Genomic DNA, 20,996 nt, shown 5'->3' on the forward strand with positions numbered 1-20,996 from the left:
TCGATTTACCAGCAGTTGACCTCAGTAAGGTCGAACTCGCCCGCGAAGCCGGTGAAGTTCTCGAGCATCACCGCTCCGGTGCCGCCCGGTCGGAGAGAGCCAAGCGTGGCGTTGGTGAATCCCACCACCGTAGAACCACTGACGATGTTGGCCTCGACGTAGACCATCGATGGGCACGTGGCGTCCAGCGAGACGATGTACAAGGCAGCGCAATCCCAGTATCCGCAGGTGTAGTCGGTCGTCGGCGCCCACTGCACATAGAGCCCCGGTGTGCCAGCTGGTGTGAGTCCAAGCTCCGCTGCGAGTGCCTGCTCCTCCTCGAGTTCCCGAGCTGCTTGATCCGCCGCAGCGGCCGCCGCAGCCGCTGCGGCTTCCTGCTGGTGCTCCTGCTCGACGCGATCGGCATGCTCCTCAAGAGCGGTGTCAAGTCGCGTCTCGGCGTCTGTCAGAGCTCCCTGCGCAGCCGCAAGTGTTGCGTTGGCTGCGTACGCGAATGCACCGACTCCACTCGCGAGCAACAGCACTGCGACGAGCACGAAGGCATAGGTGCGCATCGAGAGGCCACGTCGCTCGCTCACTGCAGCTCCTCGATCTGCAACTCGATGTCGATGACCGCATCGCGGATCGACTCCGCCTGACCGGTCCATTCAATTCCGAGCCAGAGGAAACTCGCGCCGACGATCACTCCCACGGCCATTGAAGTGACCGCTGCCCAGAAGGGCACCGTACGGACGGGTCGACGCTGGTTCGCTCCGTCGATGCCATTGAGAAGGTTGGGGTCGTCCGCCACGGCCGACGCCTTGGTTGGGCGAGCCGAGCGCGCGATGGCAGCCAGGACGGCGTTCGCCTCCTCGTCGAGCAAAGCATCCGCGTCCGGCGAGGGCGACCAGCCGGCAGGTCGCGCGGGTCGGACGCCCGTACGAATGAGCTCACCGATCTCGTCTGGAGTCAGACGAGATGGCCATTCCTGGATCGCCATGAGACACCTCTCCGAAGTTGAGAGATCATCGCATAGACGACTGACAGCGCGCAGCGATGGCGGCTGACGAGACACCTCGACGATCGGTGTCGTACCAGGGGTACGCTGAGCGAAATTCAGTGTCGCAACTCGCGAGCGCGAGAGATGGAGAGGCATGGATCTCGAGGTCGTAGGCGGCGGCTCCAGTGCCGTCGCATCATCGTCGCATGCTGCGTGCGCCCGCTTTCGCGGCACCGATCCGCTGATTACCGGGCTGACGCGCCGCAACCTCGCGAAGGCAGTGGGCTTCGAGGACGCGTCGGGCGCGATTCCCAGCGCTCGGTGGATGCGAGCGATGACCTTCGAACGGCTCGTGCGCAACGAGGCGTTCGCAAGCCAGGTCGCGACCAGGACGGTCGGCGCGCTGAAGCTCGAGCGGCCGGCGGCGGTCGCGACCGTCGACGCGCACTCCAATGTTGACGCCACTGCCTCCGCCCTACGCGATGCGCACGAACGCGCTCTGCAGGACGGCACGGCGACCCTCATCTTCCAGTTGGCGGTGCCGTTCGTCGGCTACGAGCACACTCGCGCCACCGACGTGAAGCCGGACTTCGCGGTCGTGGCTCGAGCGTCAGCCGACTCGACCTGGCTCGTCATGGGCGACGCGAAGGACTACGAACGCGTACGGTCGCGCATCGATGACGCCCGTCTTATGAAGGGGTTCCTGCAGGTCGCCGTCGGCGCGGCGTCTGCGCGAGCGTGGTCGCAGCTGCCCGACAGCCAGGAGGTCCATACCTTTGGCGTGCTCGCGGTGCCCCGCAACGCCTTCCTGCAACCCGAGCCGATCGTCGAGAACCTCGCCGACTACGACAACGAGGTCACGCTCCGCATCAGCGAGCGCCGGCGTGAGGCCGCCGAGTCCGGCTACACGCCGGATCAGTCGGTCGTCGATCACGTCCGCCACCTCGAGGCGACCTACGATCCCGCCGCCTGCACGACGTGCACGCTCTTCTCCTACTGCCGCGACGAGCTCCGGCGGTCGTCGGCGCCGAACGACTTGCTCATCGAGCTCGGTGTACCGAGGGCCGTACGCGCCCAGGCCCTCGGTCTCGTCGACGGTTCCACGCCCGTCGGTGCGATCCCCGCCTCGACCGCAGCGAACATCACCGCGACCCTGACCGGCCATGCGCAGTCGACGGGTCAGCGACGCGTCGATCAAGCGGGCCAGCCGGGCACGGTCAATCTCGTGCTCGCCAAGTCCGACGGTGCGGCGTTGGGCGTGCACGGGATCGGCATCCAGCGAATCCCTCGCGAAGGCCGCGGGGAGTGGGAGTACAGCACCTTCGACGACCCGCACGGCCCTGAGACCCGACGCAGGATCATGCGCCTGCTCGGCAGCGCCCTGACGAAGGCGATGCGCGAGCTCCGTTCGCTTCCTGCGCCCGAGCCGCAATCGGTGCACCTGGTCGTGCCCGACGCTGCCACCGCCGACCTGCTGGTCTCGATCGCCGACAACCTCGCCGGCATCGAACTGAGTCGGCTGCGTTGGCAGCGCGATCTCGATCAGCGTCGACCCGCGCTCACCTACGATGGCGAGCCCGCGACGCTCCCCCGCGCGATCAACGAGACGGAGCGCACCGCGATCGCACTGCTGCTCGAGGACGACCGCGCGCGCGGCTTCTCGTTGCGGGCGCCGATCATCGACCTGCGCAACGTGCTCGCCCGACACCTCGCTGTCGGCGGTCCGGCGACGAACGCCGGCCGACTCGACTATCTGGCCGGTTGGTCGGAGTCGCTGGATGGCCCTGCGCTCGCGCACCGCGACTTCGCCGACGCCATCGAGGCCTCTGCGCATACGCCTGGCGCACGTCTCACGAATGGAATTTCGGACGAGATCCACGAAGCTCTCGTGGGTCGGCGTGGCAAGGCGCCGGAGTCGGGCGCCGCCGACCCCGACGGATACGCGACGCTCGTGACGTCGGAGCTCGAGTACAAGGCGCTCACGATGGAGACGGCTCTCGACGTGCTCGACGACTTCCCGTCGTCGGCGCTGCGCATCGCGTACCGTGCGATCGAGGCGGATGCACAGGCCGTCTGGCGGCGGCGGCTCTCGCTGCGCGCATCCGACCTGGTGCGCTTCGGGCGCACGTATCGCACGTGGCGCAACGATCTGGTGCCGATGCTCGAGAGCGACGCCACGTGCACGACGCAGATGCTCGTCGTGTCGAACCCGCAGGCGGCCGCAGACCTCGCCGGCGACGCCGGCACCCGCCAGCTGGCGTTCGCCGATGTGGTGTCGACCGCGCCGCTCGTGCTCGACGTGCAGTCGCGGCGGATCGCAGCAGGCACACGCGTGGTCATGATCGCGCAGGGCGACTCGGCGACGGTCGAGGGCACGGGCGTCTCGCTCGACCTGTCCCTCGCCACCTCCATCAAGATCAGCGGACTCGCGATCGGCCCGCTCGCGACGATCGACGCAGAGACGCCGCAGCGACTGGCATGGGCGCCTGCGACCCCACCCCAGCTCGAGATCGGAGACCGCATCGTCATCGCCGACTTCGCGTGGTTCTCGCCGAACAAGGGCAACCAGCACCTGCCGATCTCGAAGCCGAAGGCAGATGACCGGTCTGCGCCGAAGCCCGATTGCGCCGAAGGCGCCTTCGCCGACGCGCCGCATGAACACCAGTGGTGCTGTCGACCGCACGAGTCGCGCGAGTCGGAGTTCTCAGACGAGCTCGCCAGGCGTCGCGAACGCGGCGAGCTGAACCCGCAGGTGTGGCCCCCGGTCGTCGATGCCGACGCCTTCGAGGTCACGGCAGTCGGTGCAGCGCAGGGCGACCCGTTCGCCGAGGCTCGCGTCTCGGCGCCCTCCGACCAGACGTTGGATGACCTCGAATGAGTGACGACCAGCGGGGTCCGTTCACCGCGCCGCTCGATTCGGCGACGAGCGACACGCATCACCACGAGGCTGCGATCCTCAACGACGTCGTCGCCGACGAGGCCAGCCACGAGCTGCAGCTGATGCTCGCAGGCGAGTCGCCGATGCTGCGGATGCTGTTGAAGGCGTCGGCGGGCGCCGGCAAGTCGTACGCGCTGAAGCGCCTCGTCGTCGAAGCAGCCCAGCACACTCGATGCCGTCGTGTCGCGATCACGGCCTTCACCAACAAGCAGGTGCGCCCGCTCGCGATCGCTCTCGGGCAAGCGCTCGGACGTGACCGCGTCGCGCTGCTGTCGGGCAAGGAGTCGTTCATCGACGTGCCGCAGGAGGTCCACGACGCCGCCACGGTCGTCACCCAGGCGAAGCAGCTGCCGCGAGACGTGCAGGTGGTGATCGCGACGGTCGCACGATTTGGCGTGATGAACGAGTCGAAGCGCATCCGCGATCACCTCGGCCCTGCGTTCGACGGCACGTCGGCGTTCGACGTGCTGTTCGTCGACGAGGCCTGGCAGATCGCCCACCATCTCTTCGACAAGATCGCGAAGGTCGCGCCGCGGGTCGTGGGCGTGGGCGACGTCGGGCAGCTGCCGCCGCTCGAGATCGGCGAGAACCCTTGGCGCGGCGACCCGGGCTTCAACCCATACCGTGCGTGGCCGACCGACTTCGACAGCGATGCCGAGACGTGGTCGCGTGAGCTGCCGACCGTCTGGCGCCCCGCTGCCGGCCACCTTGCGCTGTGGCGGGCCTTCTACCCTGAGTGGAAGTCGCTCGACTGCGTCGCTGCGCCGGGTGACCGAGCGATCGACCTTGGGACGATGGACGAGGACGCCGCCGTCGTGTGGTCGCAGGTCGGCTCGGGCGTGCCGACGCTGCTCGAGGTCGGCGGCTTGCCTGACCCCGAGGCTCCCGACGTCGACCTGCCGCTCATGCTGTTCGCAGAGCAGCTGCTCGACGAGTTCTTCGAGCACCGGGCAGGCCTCGTGTCCGCCGCGTACGACATCGACGTACCCGGCCGGCCGACCGGCGCGTGGGAGACGACGCACGCCCGCGGCGATCACGAAAACCCGCTCGTCACCATCCTGGCCACTCGCAACCAGTCGGTCGACGACGCGACCGACGTCGTCGCGCGCCTACGTGAACGCCATGACCTCACCGACCGCGACATCGTCGCGTCGACGGTCGACTCGTGGCAGGGGCAGACGAACGGCATCACTATCGCGATCCACCCGCTCAATGGCGCGTCGCAGCTCGATGCCTTCAACTCGGCGTTCGGCCGGCTCGCCGTCGCCTGCACCCGTGCGACGCATGGGCTGCTCATGCTCGCCCGACCAGGTCTCGACGCATTGCTCGCCGACGCACCGGCACGGCCGGGCACCCCGTTCGGCGAGCCCGGCACGCGGCAGCTGCCGAGGCAGACGCACCAGCGCATCCTCGCGACGTTCGCTCGCGGGGCGATCGACGTGTCGGACGACGCGTGATCATCTCGGCCCGAGAGAATCGTGCCTGCGCCACCACCCCGACGAAGGAGCCTCCGTGTCCCGGCTGAACGACCTGCTGCGCCGTCTCGATCAGACCGACGCGGCCCTCGCGAAGGATCTCCGCCGCGAGGTCGAGGCGCTCACGGATCGCCGCGCGTTCGGCCTGAACTTCGAACGCCACGCGCCCGAGGCGGTGGAGCTGCCGGGCCGCCCCGTGCGCCGTGGCGACAAGGTGCGCGTGCTGCCGCCGCGCGGATCGAAGATCGGCTCCGGCGACCAGCGCCTCTGGCGCGTGACCGGGTTCGCGCGGACCGACGACGACGCACGCTCGGCGAAGCTCGAGCTGCTGGGTAACGAGGCGGAGACGAGCGATGCGCTCGTCGATGACCTCGTGGTCGTCGCAGAGTTCCGCGACCCGATCTACCCCGGTCTCGTGTCGACCGGCAAGGTCGAGCGTGGCGGCGACAAGCCTTACCACGCCGTCATCAACGCTGAGAACTACCACGCGCTGCAGACGCTGCTCTTCACGCACCGCGGCAAGGTCGACGCGATCTACATCGACCCGCCGTACAACACGGGCGCGAAGGACTGGAAGTACAACAACGACTACGTCGAAGGCGAGGACCTCTACCGCCACTCGAAGTGGCTCGCCTTCATGGAGCGTCGCCTGAAGCTCGCGAAGGATCTGCTCAACCCCGACGACTCCGTGCTCATCGTGACGATCGATGAGAAGGAGTACCTGCGGCTGGGACTGCTGCTTGAGCAGGTGTTTCCCGCGGCTGAGATTCAAATGGTTACGACCGTGATCGCGCCTCAGGGCAGTGCCCGAGGCCGCCTGTTCAAGCGGTCTGAAGAGTACATTTTTTGCGTCTTCGTTGGGGAGTCGGCCGTATCCGCGCTACCTCTGGGGCAGGAATGGGGAGGCGCCGGAACGACTGTTCGCGGCACTATCCATTGGGCGAGCCTGAAACGAACCGGCACAGGCGCTCGTCGCGAGGATCGCGAAGGCATGTTCTATCCAGTTCTGCTTAGTGAGGATGGAACGCAGTTCGTGGACGCCGGCACGTCACCCGGCAAGGGCGTGCCACGCGCGAGCGTCGAGTTCCCGCCCCACCTCACCCCCGTGTGGCCGATTCGAACGGACGGCTCCGAGGGACGCTGGCAGGTTGGCCCCGAGACCCTCCGAGACCTCTTCAAACGCGGTTTCGCACGACTTGGCAAACCCAACGGCAGCGAGACCGCAGTCGCCTACCTCAAGTCCGGAGAGCAGGCGAAGGTTGGGAAGGAGTACGCCGTTGTGGGGCATCGCGCGGACGGTTCGATCGTGACCGATGATGCACCGACGGAAGCCAAGTTCCGCGCAACGACTGTCTGGACTCTGGGCCGCCATAGCGCTGGCCATCACGGGAGCAACCTTCTTCGGCAGTTGCTTCCCGGTCGCACGTTCCCGTTCCCCAAGTCGCTGTACGCAGTCGAGGACACGCTTCGATTCTTCGTCGCCGAGAAGCCGAACGCGACGATCGTCGACTTTTTCTGCGGTTCCGGCACGACCGCTCACGCGGTGATGCGACTCAACAAGCAGGACGGTGGCGAGCGACGTGCAATCTCGATCACAAACAACGAGGTTGCAGCTGAAGATCAGCGCGCGCTCCGCGATGCAGGTCTTCGCCCCGGCGACGAGACCTGGGAGCGCTCAGGTATTTGCGAAGCGATCACGAAGCCACGAGTCGCGAGCGCCATCACTGGAAGAACGCCTGATGGTGTCCCCGTCCGGGGGGACTACAAGTTCACGGACGAGTTCCCGATGACCGACGGGCTCCTGGAAAACGTGGAGTTCTTCACACTGACGTACGAAGCGCCGCTCAGCGTTTCGTCGCACCGTGAGTTCGCGAGAATCGCGCCGCTGCTGTGGCTTCGCGCTGGCTCCCGAGGCCGCCGTATCGACGACGTCACCGCAGGTTGGGATGTCGCGGAGTTCTACGGTGTACTCGCCGACCTCAACCACTCCGAAGCCTTCATCGAGGCGCTCGCCGCGTCCGAGACAGCGCGCATGGTCTTCATCGTTACAGACGAGGACCGTCTATTCGAGTCCACGGTGCGCGAGCTGCCCGAGGGCGTCGAGCCTGTGCGCCTCTACGAGGCGTACCTGCAGAACTTCGAGATCGAGACGAGCCGGAGCGCCCTGTGAGGTTCACCCTGAAGGACTACCAGGAGAAGGCGGTTGACGACGTCCTCCGTCAACTCGGCGATGCCAAGACGCTGTGGGAGCGCGACTGCAAGACGACATCGCTCGCACTGACCGCGCCGACCGGAGCCGGCAAGACCGTCATGGCAGCAGCAGCAATCGAGGCGCTCTTCTACGGCTCGACCATGTTCGACGTCGAAGCCGACAAGGGCGCCGTCGTGCTCTGGTTCTCCGACGACCCGAATCTCAACGAGCAGACCCGCATGCGACTGCTCGACGCGTCCGACCGCATCAACCCGTCCGACCTCGTCGTTATCGAGCCGCCGTTCGCGACGCCCAAGCTCGAGCCGGGCCGCGTCTACTTCCTCAACACGCAGAAGTTGTCGAAGACCTCGAAGCTCACTCGCGGGCACACCGAGGACGAGTCGGCGCTCGACTTCGGCGTGGCTGCAACCCCCGACCTGCAAGGCTTCACGATTTGGGAGACGATCGCGAACACGATCGCCGACGAGGATCGGACCCTGTACCTTGTGCTCGACGAAGCCCACCGAGGGTTCAACACGAAGGCGTCGAAGGACAAGACGACGCTCGTGCGCAAGCTGGTGCAGGGTCACGCTGGCTATCCGCCGGTGCCCATCGTCTGGGGTATCTCGGCGACCATCGACCACTTCAACGAGGCGATGGCGGCCGCGGAGAGCGGCGGTTCTGGCCGGTCACGGCTGAATGCCGTCAGGGTCGACGCCTCGCTCGTACAGGAGTCCGGCCTCGTCAAGGACGTCGTGAGCCTCAACATCCCAAACGAGGCGGGCAACTTCGACACGACGCTCGTGACGCTCGCCGCCCAGCGCCTCGTTGCGACGAGTGCGCGGTGGTCCGAGTACTCGCGCGAGCAGGGCCTCACCGAGCCCGTCGTGCCGCTCCTCGTGCTGCAGGTGCCGAACACGCCCGATCCAGACGAGATCGGGCGAGCGCTCGACGCGATCGCCGCCGAGGTCGACGACCTTCGCGGCGCACAGGTCGCGCACGTGTTCGGCGATCACACGCGACAGGAGTTCGGCGCGTGGGACGTGCCGTGGATCGAGCCTCAGCGGGTGCAGGACACGCCAAGCGTGCGCGTGCTCATCGCCAAGGACGCGATCTCGACCGGTTGGGACTGCCCGCGCGCCGAGGTGATGGTGTCGTTCCGCCCCGCGAAGGACAGCACCCACATCACGCAGCTGCTCGGCCGCATGGTGCGCAGCCCGCTCGCTCGGCGCGTGCCCGGCGACGAGGCACTCAACTCGGTCGAGTGCATCCTGCCGTTCTTCGACCGCACGACGGCCGGCAAGGTCGTGCGATTCCTCACAGGTCAGCTCGAGGAGATGCCCGGCAGCGGCGGCTCGAAGAAGATCATCCTCGACGGCAAGTCGCTAGCGCCGAACCCGAACATCCCGGCAGCCGTCTGGGATGCCTGGGACGCGCTGCCGACGCAGACGCTGCCGAAGCGCGGCGCCCGCCCGGTGCAGCGGCTCGTCGCACTCGCCCAGGCGCTGGCGTACGACGGGGTCGTGCCGGGCGCGCTGAAGTCGGTAGAGACCGAGATGCACGCCGTGCTCGACGGCTTCGCCACTCGCTACGCCGCCAAGCTCGACGAGCAGATCGACGAAGTGCTTCGCGTCGACGTGCAGCAGATCGTCGGCACCTCGGGCTCGACGAAGCTCTCGTACCGCGAGTTCTCGATGCGCGCCGACGACCGCGCCATCCGCTCGGCCTTCGAGGAGGCGAAGAAGGCGTTCGGCGCCGACATCGCGCAGTCCTACGTCAACCACCTCGCCGACCGCGAAGGTGGCGACGACGACCTGCGCGACGCGTACGTGAAGGCCTCGGCTCTCGCGACCGTCAAGGAAGTGCGCGCCCGCGTCGACCAGGAAGCGACGGAACTCGCCACCCGCTGGTTCGCTGCGCACCGGGTCGCGATCAAGGGCCTGCCCGACGTGCGCCAGCAGGACTACGACGAGATCCGCGCCATGACGACCGAGCCGCAGCGCGCATCGCTCGGTCGCCCGCGGTCGCGGGTCGAGGACTACAGCGTCGTCGACGAGCACGAGCAGGTGTCGAAGGCTCCGGTGGTCGATCGCCACCTCATGTCCGACGAGGACGGACTCTTCCCGCTCTCGTCGCTCAACTCATGGGAGCAGCAGGTCGTGATGGCCGAGCTCGACCAGCCCGGCGCGCTGGGCTGGTACCGCAACCCGCCGAGGTCGGCGAACGACTCGCTCGGCATCGCGTACCGCGACCCGCAGGGCAGCTGGCGCACGATGTACCCGGACTTCGTCTTCTTCCACGAGGTGCAGGGCGAGGTGAAGGCGTCGATCGTCGACCCGCACGGCACGCACCTCGACGACGCCGTCGTCAAGCTGCAAGCGCTGGCGGAGTTCGCCCAGGAGTTCGGCGCGGAGTTCCACCGCATCGAGTCGGTCGCCGCGGTCGGCAAGCAGCTGCGCGTGCTCGACATGAAGCGCGGCCCCGTGCAGCAGAGCGTGCTGCACGAGCCGAAGACCGCCGTCGACTTCTACACGTCGGACATCGCGGTCGACTACACGGTGTGAGGTGGACGGGCCGTCTGCAAGGCGGCCCGTCTTCGCTCAGCGCGCCGCGGCCGAGCAGATCGAGCGCACGTCGCAGAGGCGGCACTTGCGCCGCTCGGGCTTCGGCTCGAACTCACGCGCACGGAGGCTCTCGACGGTGGCGACGATCTGCCGCTCGGCCGCCTCGATCGCGGCGGTGTCGACCGCCACGTCATGGCGCTGCTCTGCCCCGAGGTCGTGGATGAAGGCTGCGCCGACGTCGAGCCCCTCACGGCGGCCGGCCTCCGTGTAGATCTGCAACTGCAGCGGGTCGACCTTGCCGCCGGTTGACGTTTTGTAGTCCACGATCGCGAGGCGACCGACCTGCCCCTCGTGGTTGTCGTAGATGACGTCGGCGCGGCCGGAGATCACGGCGCCCTCGAGGTACAGCTCGAATGGGCGCTCCGTCGCCCACGTGCGCAGCAGGTCCTGCGGATGCTCTCGCACGTACCGCAGCACCAGCTTGCGGGCCTTGTCGCGCATCTCCCGATGTCCGGCCTTATTGGCATACGGGAGGAAGAACTCCGAGTCGAGCAGCTGGTCGATCTGCGCGGTGCTCGGCACCTCGCCGGTCGCCTGCGTGCGCTCGGCGAGCACCCGCATGGTGTGGTGCACAGCGTTGCCGTAGCCCAGCTCCGGCTGGATGGTGGGCGTGAACCCGAGCTCGTTGCGCAGGAGGTAGCTGCGGGGGCACGACTCATACGCGGCGAGCTCGCTGTAGGTGACGGCGAGGTCCTCCGTCTGCAGGCCGCCCTTCGACGTCGCTGAGGTCGGCGCGCCGGCGCCTCCGAAGGAGGCTGCCACCTCGGTGAAGAACGGCGAGGCCCCACGGTTCTTGCCGCTGGGCTGCAGCGAGAAGCTCGAAAGGAGGAGAGCGTCGCGAGCGCGCGTGACGGCGACGTAGAAGAGCCGCCGCTCGTCTGGGTCAGTCCCTTCGTAGCGGCTGACCTCGAATCGCCCCTCGAGCTCGCTCGGCCACTCCTGTCGGCGCCCGCTCATGCTCGACGGGAACCGGGTCGTGACGAGCGATGGTAGGAAGACGACGGGCCACTCCAAGCCCTTGGACCCGTGCACGGTGCCCAGCGCGACGCCATCCGCCGCGGCGCCTTCCTCACCCTCGAAGTCGTCGTAGTGGCCGGTGGCGTAGTTCACCAGCAGGATCGCCAGGTTCTTGTAGAACCACGCGCCGCCGCTCTGTCCACCGACCTGCTCACCGGGCACCGCGGGATCCTTGCGCGAGCGCCAGCTGACGCCCTCGTAGTCGGCGAGCACGGTCGTGCAGCGCGCGATGGTACCGAGCCGATTCCGCACGAGTGCGTCGCCGAGATCCCACTTACGCACCCCGAGCAGCGACATGAGCGCGTAGAAGTCGCCGACGAGGCTCTCGTTGAAGGTGCTGGCGAGCGCCTGCTCCTTCCAGGTCTCGAGGTGCTCACGAAGCGCAACTGCGCTCGCCCCGTCGAGGTCGAACACGGAGGCGTACTCGGCGACGAGTGGAGCGAGCTCGACGCGCTCGCGCGGCGACCCACGGCCGGTCGACCATTCGACGTCGCTAATCCAGGCGTACGTCTTGCCGAACACCTGCGGCTCGGGCTGCGCGAACAGACCTGACCGCCCGCCCGCCTGCACCGGGATGCCGCCGGCCTCGAGGGCGGCGATGAGCGCCGGATAGGCGGCGCGGCCGCGAACGAGGATGGCGATGTCGCGGTACGGCAGCCCCTGCGCGTGGAACTCGCGGATCTGGTCGGCGATCGCCGCTGCGGCCGAGTGCTCGTCGCCGTCGTCGCGCGCGATCGCCACGCTGGGTCCGTCTGCCTCGCGGAACGGCAGCATCTGCTTGTCGATGCGACCCTCGATTGACTGCGCGAAGCCGTTGGCCACCTCGACGATGCCCGGGCGCGAGCGACGGTTGGTGAGCAGCCGAAACTGCGTGACGTCGTCGTAGCGGTCGGCGAAGGTGACGATGTTCTCGACCGACGATCCGCGCCACTGGTAGATGGCTTGATCGTCGTCACCGACGACCACGACGTCGGCGCTGCCGTGCGGCTTCGCGAGGAGCTCGACCAGTCGCTCCTGGGCCGGGTTCACATCCTGATACTCGTCGACGATGAGGTGCAGCAGCGGAGCGGTCACGGCCGCATGGGTCTCGGGATCGGCGAGCGCCTCGACAGCGCGCACGATCTGCGTGCCGAAGGACATGAACTGGTAGCGATCGAGAGATTCGTAGTAGCCAGCGACCGCCTGCTTGAACGGTCCGGCCGGTAGCGTCTCGACCTCGATGAGCTCGTTCTCGATCACGTCGATGCCGCGCTGGAACACCTCCATGCTCTTGAAGCGTCCTCGCTCGGGCCAGATGTCCGTGATCCCGATGCGATTGCTCTCGCGGTAGATGAAGTTCGTCAGCTGGTTGGCGTCGAGCGGTGTATAGGTCTCGTAGCGAGGCACGTATGTCTGCAGCATGCGGAAGCAGTATGCGTGGATCGTGCCGACGAAGAGGCGTCCGAGCTGATCGGTCGCCTCCACGCCCATGCGGGCCGTGACGCGCTCGCGGATGCGCTCCTTGAGTTCGGCGGCAGCCTTCTCGGTGAAGGTGAACGCCACGATCGACTCCGGCGGCGCCCCATCCGCGAGCAGCGATGCGACCCGCTGCGAGACGACCTCCGTCTTGCCCGAGCCGGCGGCGGCGATGATCTGCAGGTGGCTGCCTCGGTGGGCGACCGCGTCGGCCGCGTCACCGGAGAGGGCCGGGATGTCGGCGTCGTGCGCCTTCGGACCCTTCGTGACGGGCTCGATCCGAACACCGGGCTCGAGGGGTGCCGGGGCGGGCGTGACGGGCAGCTTCGGCGACGGGTGCGCGGGGAGCGCGGCGACGAAGGCCTGCGGCACGACCTGCGTGGCCGTCGTCGGCGCCACCCACTTGAACTTCACGAAGTGCTCCGTTCTGACACGTCGTCGCAAGCGTACTCACGGCGGTCAGGGCAAAGGGCCGACGGCCGCGCGGCGGGGCGAGCGGTCACCCAGGACGTCGACGCCCAAGAGCACCCCGCAACGCGCTCGTGCCATCGCGATCGGTGAATCCTGCAACGTCGACCGCGCCATCCACGCCGACCCGCACCTCGATTCGATTGCGCCCAGGGGCTGCTTCGATCCCCCTGTACCTCTCCGTGAGGTGGATGAGCCTCTGGTTGGTCGACCCGACGAGAGGTCGGTGTTGCTCCGGACGTTCCGCGACGAAGGGTCCGTCGATCAGCAGATCGATCGCACTCAGCAGCTCGACTGCGTCACCGCGCGTCTGCAGGGCCTCGTGGAGGTAGCCTGTGAAGCACAGAACCCCGAGCCCGGCCTCCTGCGCGGCGACCGCGAGACCGCCGGCCCCAGATGCCTGATCGAAGGGTTCGCCGCCGATGAGCGTGAGACCCTCATCGCCCGACTCGAGCGCGCCTCGAACGACGTCTTCGCCTTCGATGAGGTGTCCGCCGGACGCGCGAAAGAGGTGCGGGTTGACGCATCCCCGGCAACGGATGCTGCACCCTTGAAACCAGACCGCCGTGCGACGTCCCGGGCCTTCGGCGACCGTCCCGTGCAGGACGCGCGCGACGCGGATCGTCACAGATCGAGTCGGCGACCAGACGCCGGCCGCGGCGCTGCGTCCGGCGGCTCCACGTCTGCAACGAGTCGTCCGCGCAACTCAGCGAATCGATGCGGTTGCAGGACGGCTCGCGTGACCACAGCGGATGCTTGGGCAAAGGGTTCCTGGGCGCGTGCTGCGACCACCGCGTCCGCCTCGTCGCGGTGCAGACCCGCTGCCAAGAGCGACTCCACGCTCGCACTGTTGAGATCGGCGGAGGCTGGCTCGCTCGCCAGCGCCACCGGGCCGGAGTCGCCCGCTCCCGGTGCCGTGTCCTCTTGGACGGTCGTGACCGCGGGGCTCGTTGCATCGAGATGGGCGCGCGCCTTGAGCCAGGCCTTGTTCGTGAGGATCGTGTGCGCGATCCCCAGGACCCAGAGTCCGAGCGTGACCCAGCCCGACCACGCGTTCTCGGGCACGGGTTCTTCCTTCGTGCCAGTCGGGAAGGCCGACGAGATCGCAATGACCGCGCAACCCGCGACGAAGTAGGCGACGCCGAACACCACCCAGAGTCGGCGCTTCGCGCGCACGCCGATGAACAGGAAGCCCATCCAGGTCGCGAGGCCGACTCCGACGACGCCAGGGAGCATCCAGAGCGAGTGCACCCACTTCCATCGCGGAGAGCAGAGCCGTTCCTCAGGCGTCATGACGGTCCACCCTCTCGATCTGGTGCTGCTGTTGAACGTCGACCACGGCTGCGAAGTCGGCGGTCGTCGCCGAGCTGACGACCTCAGCCCCCGGCGCTAGGCGTCGGGCAGTGGGGATGTGATCGAGGCACTGTTCGCCTGGCGCGTCTTGGATCTCAGTCTTGATCGTCCCGTCAGCGAGGATCCGCATCTCGAATCTCGCCATCATGCCTCCTCGAAGACGAGGCGAATCTCGCCGTCGACGCTCTGCTGCTCGATCAGACGCATCCCCATCGCCTCAGCTTGCGCTCTCGCGCGGGCCACGCCCCGGTGCTGCAGCACAAGTCCCGCCATGCGATCGAACTCGCTGATCATCGCGAGCGTGACATGCTCCGGAGCGCCATCGACTCGGGCCAGCATCACCTCACCGACGAGCCTGAAGGTGCTCCGACCCGCCGGTGTCTCGACGTCGATCGCACCGATCTCGTTCCGGAGCACCCGCCATCCGAGGGCCGCGAGCGTCTCGGTCGCCAATCCCTGATCGCCGACGACCGTGGCACGACACCGTTCGCAGACCGACGTGGCCCTAGCCGCACGTTGTGCCGCGATCGCGGCGATCCCGAGCGGGATCAGCACTAGCTCAACGCTCATCGTCGGTCCTCAGAAGTCGATCTGACGTCCACCGCGCCAGCCCCTGACATCGTCGACCGCAGCCGACGCGTACTCGTCACGATCGAGCTGCTGCGTGGCCGACACGGCGCGAGTCGAGGCCCAGTCCCTGATCGCCGTGATCTGCTCCGCCTGCGTGACTGACAACGGCACCGTGTTCGCGATCGATCGCCGAAGGTCGTCGATCGTCACCGCACGTCTCTCCGCGAATGCGTCGAAGCACGCAGCGATGACGCACTGTGCGATCTCGGCTCCCGAGAAACCCTCGGATGCATCCGCCAGCTCTCGGGTAGTGATCTCATCCGCGACGACCTCGCCGGCCGCTCGCGAGGGAGCTGCCAGGCGGCGCCCAAGGTGGAGGGACCATACGGCCTGACGCTCATCAATCGTCGGCAGGTCGACGAAGAAGACCTCGTCGAAGCGCCCCTTACGGAGGAACTCCGGCGGGAGCCCGTCGATCTTGTTCGCAGTCGCGATCACGAACACCGTGTTGCGCTTCTCCTGCATCCAGGTCAGAAAGGTTCCGAACACGCGCGTGCTGGTCCCGGAATCACCGCCACCCGATTGACCACCGAACCCCTTCTCGATTTCATCGATCCACAAGATCGACGGTGAGACGGCCTCCGCCAACCGAAGCGCTTGGCGCATGTTGGTCTCGCTCGAGCCGACGAGGCCCGAGAAGACTCGCCCCACGTCGAGTCGCAGCAGCGGCAGTTCCCACGCTGACGCGATGCATGCAGCCGTGAGGGACTTGCCGCAACCGGGAACGCCGGTGATCAGAACGCCTTTGGGCGAGGGGATGCCCCACTCGCCTGCGAGCCCCAACCACGAGCCGTTTCTCTTCGCCAGCCAGCGCTTGAGGTTCTCCAGTCCCCCGACCTCGTCGAGTCCGCCTTCTGGCCTGACGAGCTCCAGCAGGCCGGACTTCCGGATCGTCTGGCTCTTCTCCTCGAGCACCACTGCAACGTCCGAGGCATCGAGTCGGCGGTCATTCACGATCGCACGAGCGAACGCGTTCTCGGCTTCGCCGAGCGTGAGACCCTGCGCGGCCTGCACCAGCCGCTGGTGGCCTTCGGCGTCGAGGTCGACCGTGATCGCCGAGGCATTGGCCTGGATCATGTCGTCGAGGACTCGACCGATCTCGCTCGCATCCGGCAACGGCAACTCGACGAGCGTCGCCTCCTTCTCCAAGTCGATCGGTAGAGGCACGGCGGGTGCGGTGATGACCAGCGTGTGCTGAACCGCCCCAACCCGGAAGGCATGCGCTGTATCGAGGAGGGTGCGGATCACGCGGGGATCCGCGGGCCTCGCCCCATCGCCAAGCTGGTGGTGGACGTCGGAGAAGACGAAGATCGTCGGCTCCGTCGTCTTGGTCGTCTGCTGCAACGCCGATTCGACGGTCGAGGGGTTGCCGCTCTCGCCGGGAACGTGCAGGCCGTTGGTCAATGTAAAGGCGACCACTCGCCGAGGCTGGCGCAACTCAGGAGCGGTCGCCACCTTCGACATGAGGGAGACGACGCGCTCCGACTCCTGCGACTCGACCACCAAGATCGGATGGCGAGCTCGGATGTACTCGACCACGGTCGAGACGAAGCGAGAAGACGTGGTGTCCGCAGTCATGCTCTCTCCCTCGGACCGCAACTGGGCCGAGCATACCGAGCGGATGCTGCGCGAACTCCGTCCTTGAGCCATCGCGTCCCTTCTCGACGCGAGTGCCCTTCTCCACAGATCCCCGCAACCCCGCTCCCACCGATCGCGACCCGGCGTATCCTGCCCACAGGTCTCACCGACGAGGGGATACGCCGATGAGCACGCTCGACCGGCTCGCCGCCGCGCAAGGATCGACCAAGCGCGATGTCGCCGCCATGACCACCGCGATCGCAGAGCGCGGCGCGGACGCACCCGTGCGCGCCGTCTTCCGCGAGGACCGATACGGGCTCTTCGAGTACGCCGGCACGGTCGCGACCGTGTCCGACGGGTCGCGGCTCCTCGCGGCGCGCGCGTTCGACTCCGGCACCGGCAAGCCCACCACGCCCCTCCGCGCGTTCGAGGCACTCGAGGCGCTCGACGACCTCGACGGCGACGCCGTCGACGCGGTCGACCTCGCCCACGGCGACCTCGCATCCGCCCGTATCGAGCACTCGCTGTACGGGCAGTTCGACGTCACGGGCGTCGCACTGCAGACGCTCGACGGCGGCCGCACGCTCATCGGCGAGTGGATCGTCGCCGACGCCGGCAAGCCCGCACCGAACGTGACCGAGGTGCGTCGCATCGCGAGCGCCGGCGAACACGACATCGCGGTGCCATCGCAGCTAGCGCACGTCGAGACGGACGTGGTCTGACCATGGCTCCGCGCGCGAAGACCCTCGACATCCCACTGTCGACCGGCCCGATCCGCGTCAACAGCGACGAGCACTACGTGCTCAGTCTCTGCGAGCAGATCGTGGGCCGCAAGGCGCTGCGCGAGTTCTCGTTCGACTGGCTGCGCGCCGACCCGGATGCACGCGGCACCCGCCGCAAGCTGCCTGTCGACGCCTACTGGCCCGAGCACTCCATCGCCGCGCAGTACTACGCGGGTCCGATCATCCCCGACCTCATGACCGCGTCCGTCCGCACGCTGCAGCGCATCGCCTACGACCAGCGCCGCCGCACCGAGTGCGCCCGCTACCGCATCCAGCTCATCGAGATCTCGAGCGAGCAGCTCGCCCACCGGGGCACGAAGCTGCTGCGCGACATCGAGCACGACATCGCCGCGCTGCGACCCCTCGTCGCGGCCGCGATGCCGTAACGACCACCGCGGCAGGATCTCGCCGCTCTCCGGCCGGATCGCGTGGCGCCCCCGGCCCGCCCAGGGTGCGATGATCGCTGCATGCTCGGCGTGACGGACCTCGGCGGCTACCTCGCCGGGTTGGTCGTCATCATCCTCATGCCCGGACCGAACTCGATGTACGTGCTGTCGGTCGCCGCCCGCCGCGGCATCCGCGCCGGCTACGTGGCCGCGTCGGGCGTCTTCCTCGGGGATGCGGTGCTCATCGTGCTCACGGCGCTCGGCGTCGCATCCGTGCTGGCGGCGAACCCGATGCTCTTCACGATCGTGCAGTGGGGCGGCGCCGCGTACCTGGCGTTCCTCGCGATCACGTCGCTGCGGGCGGCGTGGAAGCAGTTCCGGCAGCGCCGCGTGCTGCGCGCGCCCGAGGACACCTCCCCCATCGACCTCGTGCGCCTCGAGGCCGCCGGCATCGACGCGGGCGAGCTCGACGTGAGCCGCGAGGCCCTCGCGACGACGCCGGCGAAGGTCGAGCGACCGTTCCGCCGCGCGTTCATCGTGAGCATCCTCAACCCGAAGGCGATCCTCTTCATGTTCGCCTTCTTCGTGCAGTTCGTCGACCCGACCTATGAGGCGCCGGCGCTGACGTTCACGCTGCTCGGCGGGCTGCTCGAGCTCGGCAGCGCGCTCTACCTGACGACGCTCATCCTCGTCGGGTCGCGCCTCGCGGCGGCGGTGCGGCGGCGTCCGCTCATCGCGGCTGGCGGCAATGCGGCGATCGGGACCGTGTTTCTCGGGTTCGCGGCGAAGCTCGTGACGAGCCCGCTGCACTGAGGCGCGCCGCTCCCCAAGTTTTGCAGGCGATCCCGCCAGCGAAGGGAGCATTCCCCTCGGCTCGCGGAATCACCTGCGAAACGCGAGCATCACGCGTCACTCGCGCGTCGCCTCCCACACCGCGTGCAGCACTCGGTCGAGGTCGCGGCCGTGCTCCTCGTAGATGCGCTCGACCGGCACGAGGCCGCGAGAGCGCGTGTGCACGAAGCCGTCGGTGTCGAGCACCATCGCCACGTCGACGTCGCGCCGCACGACCCACAGGTGCGGGACGAACACCGGATGATCCGAGGCGAACGCGGTCGTGGTCGCGAATGACTGTCGTTGGTGCTCGAGGTCGGCGCGGACGGTCGGCAGCGTCACGGCCTCGCCCAGCGAGGCGATCGTGCGCTCACCCTGGATCGCCGCCGCCGCATCCAGGGGTTCGATCGACCAGTCATGCCGATCGTCGAGGCGAGAGGCGAGGATGCGGGCGGCGAGCCGGTAGACCAGCGTTCGGTGCGTCGTCGAGGGCGCGCTCTCCACAGGTCCGAGCGGAGAGATGCGCTCGATGTGCCGCACGATCGCGTGCGCGTCGCCGGCCTCGAAGACCTCAGCCCACGGGATGAGGGTCGATCCCGACCGTTGCATGATGCGAATGCCGTCGACGAGGTTCGCCGCGACGCCGACGTTCGTCTCGGGCTCGGCGGCCTTGCCGATCCGCTTCGCGAGCAGCACCCCGCCGTGCTGCTCATGCACGAAGCGGTCCATGACCGTGCGCTCGTGCCGACGGCACAGCTCGGACAGGATCCACCACGCTTGCTGCAGCAGGAATCGGTCGGCGATCATCGACGACTCTCCGCCGTTGCCGCGCGCCGGACCGCGTCGAGCAGGAAGCGCTGCGGGCCGTAGTTCGGCAGCGTAGCGGCGACCGAGGCGAGCGCACGGTCGGACTCGACGCCCAGGTGGCGCACCGCATACGTCGCGGCGACAGCAGCGGTGCGGCTGCGCGCCTCGAAGCAGTGCACGAGCACCGTGCGCCCCTCGCGCCGCAGCTCGGCGATGGCATCGGCCGCGTCGGCGAGCGTCCCATCGACGTTCGCGTTCTCGCCGTCCGCATCGACCAGCCACACGAGGTGGTGCTCGCTCGCGGGCACGCGGACCTGCGCAGCGCCGACTCGGCAGAGCGAGACGACCGCGTCGACCTCGCGAGGCAGGCGGTCGAGCGACGCGAGGTCGCCGAGCCAGACGCGCTCGTCGAGCGGGTGCTGGACGAGCGTCGCGTCGGCGCCGACAGGGAAGCGCTCGGCGGCTGGCCATCCGACGCGGTCGACGCGACCGTGCGATGCCGCCAGCACCGCCCAGCGCTGCAGGTCGCGGTGCGTGCCGACCCGGTCGGCGGCAGCCCATCCATGGAGGTGGCGGCGCCAGGCGAAGGGCACGGCGGTGACGCCCTGAGCGGCGCCTGCGAGCGCGCCGGCGATCGCTGCGACGGTGTCGGTGTCGTTGCCGCAGCGCACCGCAAGCACCAGGCGCTGCACGAGCGAGTCCCCGTGCGAGATCGCCGACCACGCTGCCTGCAGCGCCTGCACCACCCATCCGTTCTTCGGGAAGTCCCACGGCATCCGCGTCTCCGCCTCATCGATGCGCTCGCTCCACAGGCCGCGGCGCTCCGAGGGGAGGGCTGCGAGGCCGCCACCAAGGTCGAGCTCGCCGGTGAGGATCGCGTGGCGGATCGCGAGGCTCCAGAGCACGCAGGCATCGCCGGCCTCGGGATCGAAGTGCGTCAGGTCGCTGATCGAGCGGGCCGCCGAGGCGAGCCGTTCGACCGTGCCCGGCCGCTCGTCGAGGAACGCGAGCGCGACCGGCCCCGTACGCATGAGCGAGCCGTTGCCAGCGCTGCGCCCCGTCTGCTCGTGCAGGATGCGGGCCGCGCGCCGCGCATCATCCGCCGTGAGCGAGCGGATGGTGCCGAGCACTCGACCGATCTGGATGCCGACGTCCTTCGCGCCGCGCCGCCAGCCGGACCACTCCGCGATCAGACGGTCGAGCGTCCGATCGTCGTCGAGGCGTCGCCCTTCGGCGAGCGCGCGAAGGATCGGGACTGCCATGGCGGTGTCGTCGGTCCACTCGCCGAGCTCCCACGGGCCGCCAGCACGGAGGACGACGTCGCGGTCGCTCGGGAGCGGCGCCTGGAACTCGTACGGCGCGCCGAGCGCGTCGCCGACTGCCGAGGCGAGGACCGCGCCCACCGCGCGGTCCTTCTGGATGGTGCTGAGTCGCATCTCGACTCCTTTCGTCGCGGCGGTGGATTCGCCTATTTACTCACTT

At 68.3% G+C, this 20,996-nt stretch carries 16 protein-coding genes; 7 read left to right on the forward strand and 9 right to left on the reverse strand.

Translation table 11 applies throughout. From position 1 onward, the window contains the following. Window positions 1-5: 5 nt before the first annotated feature. Both C1N71_RS13195 and C1N71_RS13200 read right to left on the reverse strand, forming a co-directional pair. Window positions 6-578 (reverse strand): hypothetical protein, encoded by a 573-nt coding sequence (locus C1N71_RS13195; protein ID WP_137756824.1) that lies wholly within the window; start codon window positions 576-578, stop codon window positions 6-8. Continuing rightward, window positions 575-979 (reverse strand): hypothetical protein, encoded by a 405-nt coding sequence (locus C1N71_RS13200; RefSeq protein ID WP_137756825.1) that lies wholly within the window; start codon window positions 977-979, stop codon window positions 575-577. The genes C1N71_RS13195 and C1N71_RS13200 overlap by 4 nt, the downstream gene beginning before the upstream one ends. 334 nt (window positions 980-1,313) lie before the next feature. Here C1N71_RS13200 and C1N71_RS13205 point away from each other — a divergent pair, with 334 nt between their 5' ends. From C1N71_RS13205 to C1N71_RS13220, 4 genes are read left to right on the forward strand one after another with little or no spacing between them, the layout of a single operon-like run. Continuing rightward, window positions 1,314-3,857 (forward strand): hypothetical protein, encoded by a 2,544-nt coding sequence (locus tag C1N71_RS13205; RefSeq protein WP_217496004.1) that lies wholly within the window; start codon window positions 1,314-1,316, stop codon window positions 3,855-3,857. Further along, the gene (locus tag C1N71_RS13210) at window positions 3,854-5,374 is read left to right on the forward strand and encodes an AAA family ATPase (RefSeq protein WP_137756827.1); all 1,521 of its coding nucleotides are present in this window, start codon (window positions 3,854-3,856) and stop codon (window positions 5,372-5,374) included. Before C1N71_RS13205 ends, C1N71_RS13210 begins: the two co-directional genes overlap by 4 nt. A gap of 55 nt (window positions 5,375-5,429) precedes the next feature. Next, window positions 5,430-7,562, forward strand: a complete 2,133-nt coding sequence (locus C1N71_RS13215; protein ID WP_137756828.1) for a site-specific DNA-methyltransferase — start codon at window positions 5,430-5,432, stop codon at window positions 7,560-7,562. After that, window positions 7,559-10,147, forward strand: coding sequence for a DEAD/DEAH box helicase (locus C1N71_RS13220; RefSeq protein WP_137756829.1), 2,589 nt, complete (start codon window positions 7,559-7,561; stop codon window positions 10,145-10,147). Before C1N71_RS13215 ends, C1N71_RS13220 begins: the two co-directional genes overlap by 4 nt. A gap of 36 nt (window positions 10,148-10,183) precedes the next feature. Here the strand turns inward: C1N71_RS13220 and C1N71_RS13225 are convergent, their stop codons facing one another. The 5 genes from C1N71_RS13225 to C1N71_RS13250 form a co-directional block, all read right to left on the reverse strand. Further along, window positions 10,184-13,093: an ATP-dependent helicase gene (locus C1N71_RS13225; RefSeq protein WP_137756830.1), complete on the reverse strand. Its 2,910-nt coding sequence runs from the start codon at window positions 13,091-13,093 to the stop codon at window positions 10,184-10,186. An 85-nt stretch (window positions 13,094-13,178) separates the two neighbouring features. After that, window positions 13,179-13,775, reverse strand: coding sequence for a 4Fe-4S single cluster domain-containing protein (locus C1N71_RS13230; protein ID WP_137756831.1), 597 nt, complete (start codon window positions 13,773-13,775; stop codon window positions 13,179-13,181). Beyond that, the gene (locus tag C1N71_RS13235) at window positions 13,772-14,440 is read right to left on the reverse strand and encodes a hypothetical protein (protein ID WP_137756832.1); all 669 of its coding nucleotides are present in this window, start codon (window positions 14,438-14,440) and stop codon (window positions 13,772-13,774) included. Before C1N71_RS13235 ends, C1N71_RS13230 begins: the two co-directional genes overlap by 4 nt. A 204-nt stretch (window positions 14,441-14,644) precedes the next feature. Further along, window positions 14,645-15,055 carry a hypothetical protein gene (locus C1N71_RS13245; RefSeq protein WP_137756834.1) on the reverse strand — a complete coding sequence of 137 codons (411 nt, stop codon included), beginning with the start codon at window positions 15,053-15,055 and terminating at the stop codon, window positions 14,645-14,647. A gap of 24 nt (window positions 15,056-15,079) precedes the next feature. Then, window positions 15,080-16,708 carry an AAA family ATPase gene (locus C1N71_RS13250; RefSeq protein WP_137756835.1) on the reverse strand — a complete coding sequence of 543 codons (1,629 nt, stop codon included), beginning with the start codon at window positions 16,706-16,708 and terminating at the stop codon, window positions 15,080-15,082. Between the two features lie 185 nt (window positions 16,709-16,893). Here C1N71_RS13250 and C1N71_RS13255 point away from each other — a divergent pair, with 185 nt between their 5' ends. The 3 genes from C1N71_RS13255 (at window position 16,894) to leuE (ending at window position 18,689) form a co-directional block, all read left to right on the forward strand. Continuing rightward, window positions 16,894-17,430 (forward strand): hypothetical protein, encoded by a 537-nt coding sequence (locus tag C1N71_RS13255; protein ID WP_137756836.1) that lies wholly within the window; start codon window positions 16,894-16,896, stop codon window positions 17,428-17,430. Window positions 17,431-17,432: 2 nt separating this feature from the next. Continuing rightward, window positions 17,433-17,876 carry a hypothetical protein gene (locus tag C1N71_RS13260; RefSeq protein WP_137756837.1) on the forward strand — a complete coding sequence of 148 codons (444 nt, stop codon included), beginning with the start codon at window positions 17,433-17,435 and terminating at the stop codon, window positions 17,874-17,876. Window positions 17,877-17,957: 81 nt separating this feature from the next. Then, window positions 17,958-18,689, forward strand: coding sequence for a leucine efflux protein LeuE (gene leuE / locus C1N71_RS13265; protein WP_137756838.1), 732 nt, complete (start codon window positions 17,958-17,960; stop codon window positions 18,687-18,689). Between the two features lie 96 nt (window positions 18,690-18,785). On the opposite strand, the gene C1N71_RS13270 is transcribed toward leuE, so the two are convergent. Then, window positions 18,786-19,514 (reverse strand): TY-Chap2 family putative peptide chaperone, encoded by a 729-nt coding sequence (locus C1N71_RS13270; RefSeq protein ID WP_137756839.1) that lies wholly within the window; start codon window positions 19,512-19,514, stop codon window positions 18,786-18,788. Further along, window positions 19,511-20,950, reverse strand: a complete 1,440-nt coding sequence (locus C1N71_RS13275; protein ID WP_137756840.1) for an ADP-ribosylglycohydrolase family protein — start codon at window positions 20,948-20,950, stop codon at window positions 19,511-19,513. Before C1N71_RS13275 ends, C1N71_RS13270 begins: the two co-directional genes overlap by 4 nt. Window positions 20,951-20,996 lie beyond the last annotated feature (46 nt).

Source organism: Agrococcus sp. SGAir0287 (assembly GCF_005484985.1).
In the GTDB taxonomy this organism is placed as follows: Bacteria; Actinomycetota; Actinomycetes; order Actinomycetales; family Microbacteriaceae; genus Agrococcus.

Bases quoted from the DNA above. Each gene is read 5' to 3' on its own strand.
- C1N71_RS13200 (WP_137756825.1), bottom strand. From the start codon at position 979: ATGGCGATCCAGGAATGGCCATCTCGTCTGACTCCAGACGAGATCGGT.
- C1N71_RS13205 (WP_217496004.1), top strand. From the start codon at position 1,314: ATGACCTTCGAACGGCTCGTGCGCAACGAGGCGTTCGCAAGCCAGGTC.
- C1N71_RS13210 (WP_137756827.1), top strand. From the start codon at position 3,854: ATGAGTGACGACCAGCGGGGTCCGTTCACCGCGCCGCTCGATTCGGCG.
- C1N71_RS13235 (WP_137756832.1), bottom strand. From the start codon at position 14,440: ATGACGCCTGAGGAACGGCTCTGCTCTCCGCGATGGAAGTGGGTGCAC.
- C1N71_RS13250 (WP_137756835.1), bottom strand. From the start codon at position 16,708: ATGACTGCGGACACCACGTCTTCTCGCTTCGTCTCGACCGTGGTCGAG.
- C1N71_RS13255 (WP_137756836.1), top strand. From the start codon at position 16,894: ATGAGCACGCTCGACCGGCTCGCCGCCGCGCAAGGATCGACCAAGCGC.
- C1N71_RS13260 (WP_137756837.1), top strand. From the start codon at position 17,433: ATGGCTCCGCGCGCGAAGACCCTCGACATCCCACTGTCGACCGGCCCG.
- leuE (WP_137756838.1), top strand. From the start codon at position 17,958: ATGCTCGGCGTGACGGACCTCGGCGGCTACCTCGCCGGGTTGGTCGTC.
- C1N71_RS13270 (WP_137756839.1), bottom strand. From the start codon at position 19,514: ATGATCGCCGACCGATTCCTGCTGCAGCAAGCGTGGTGGATCCTGTCC.
- C1N71_RS13275 (WP_137756840.1), bottom strand. From the start codon at position 20,950: ATGCGACTCAGCACCATCCAGAAGGACCGCGCGGTGGGCGCGGTCCTC.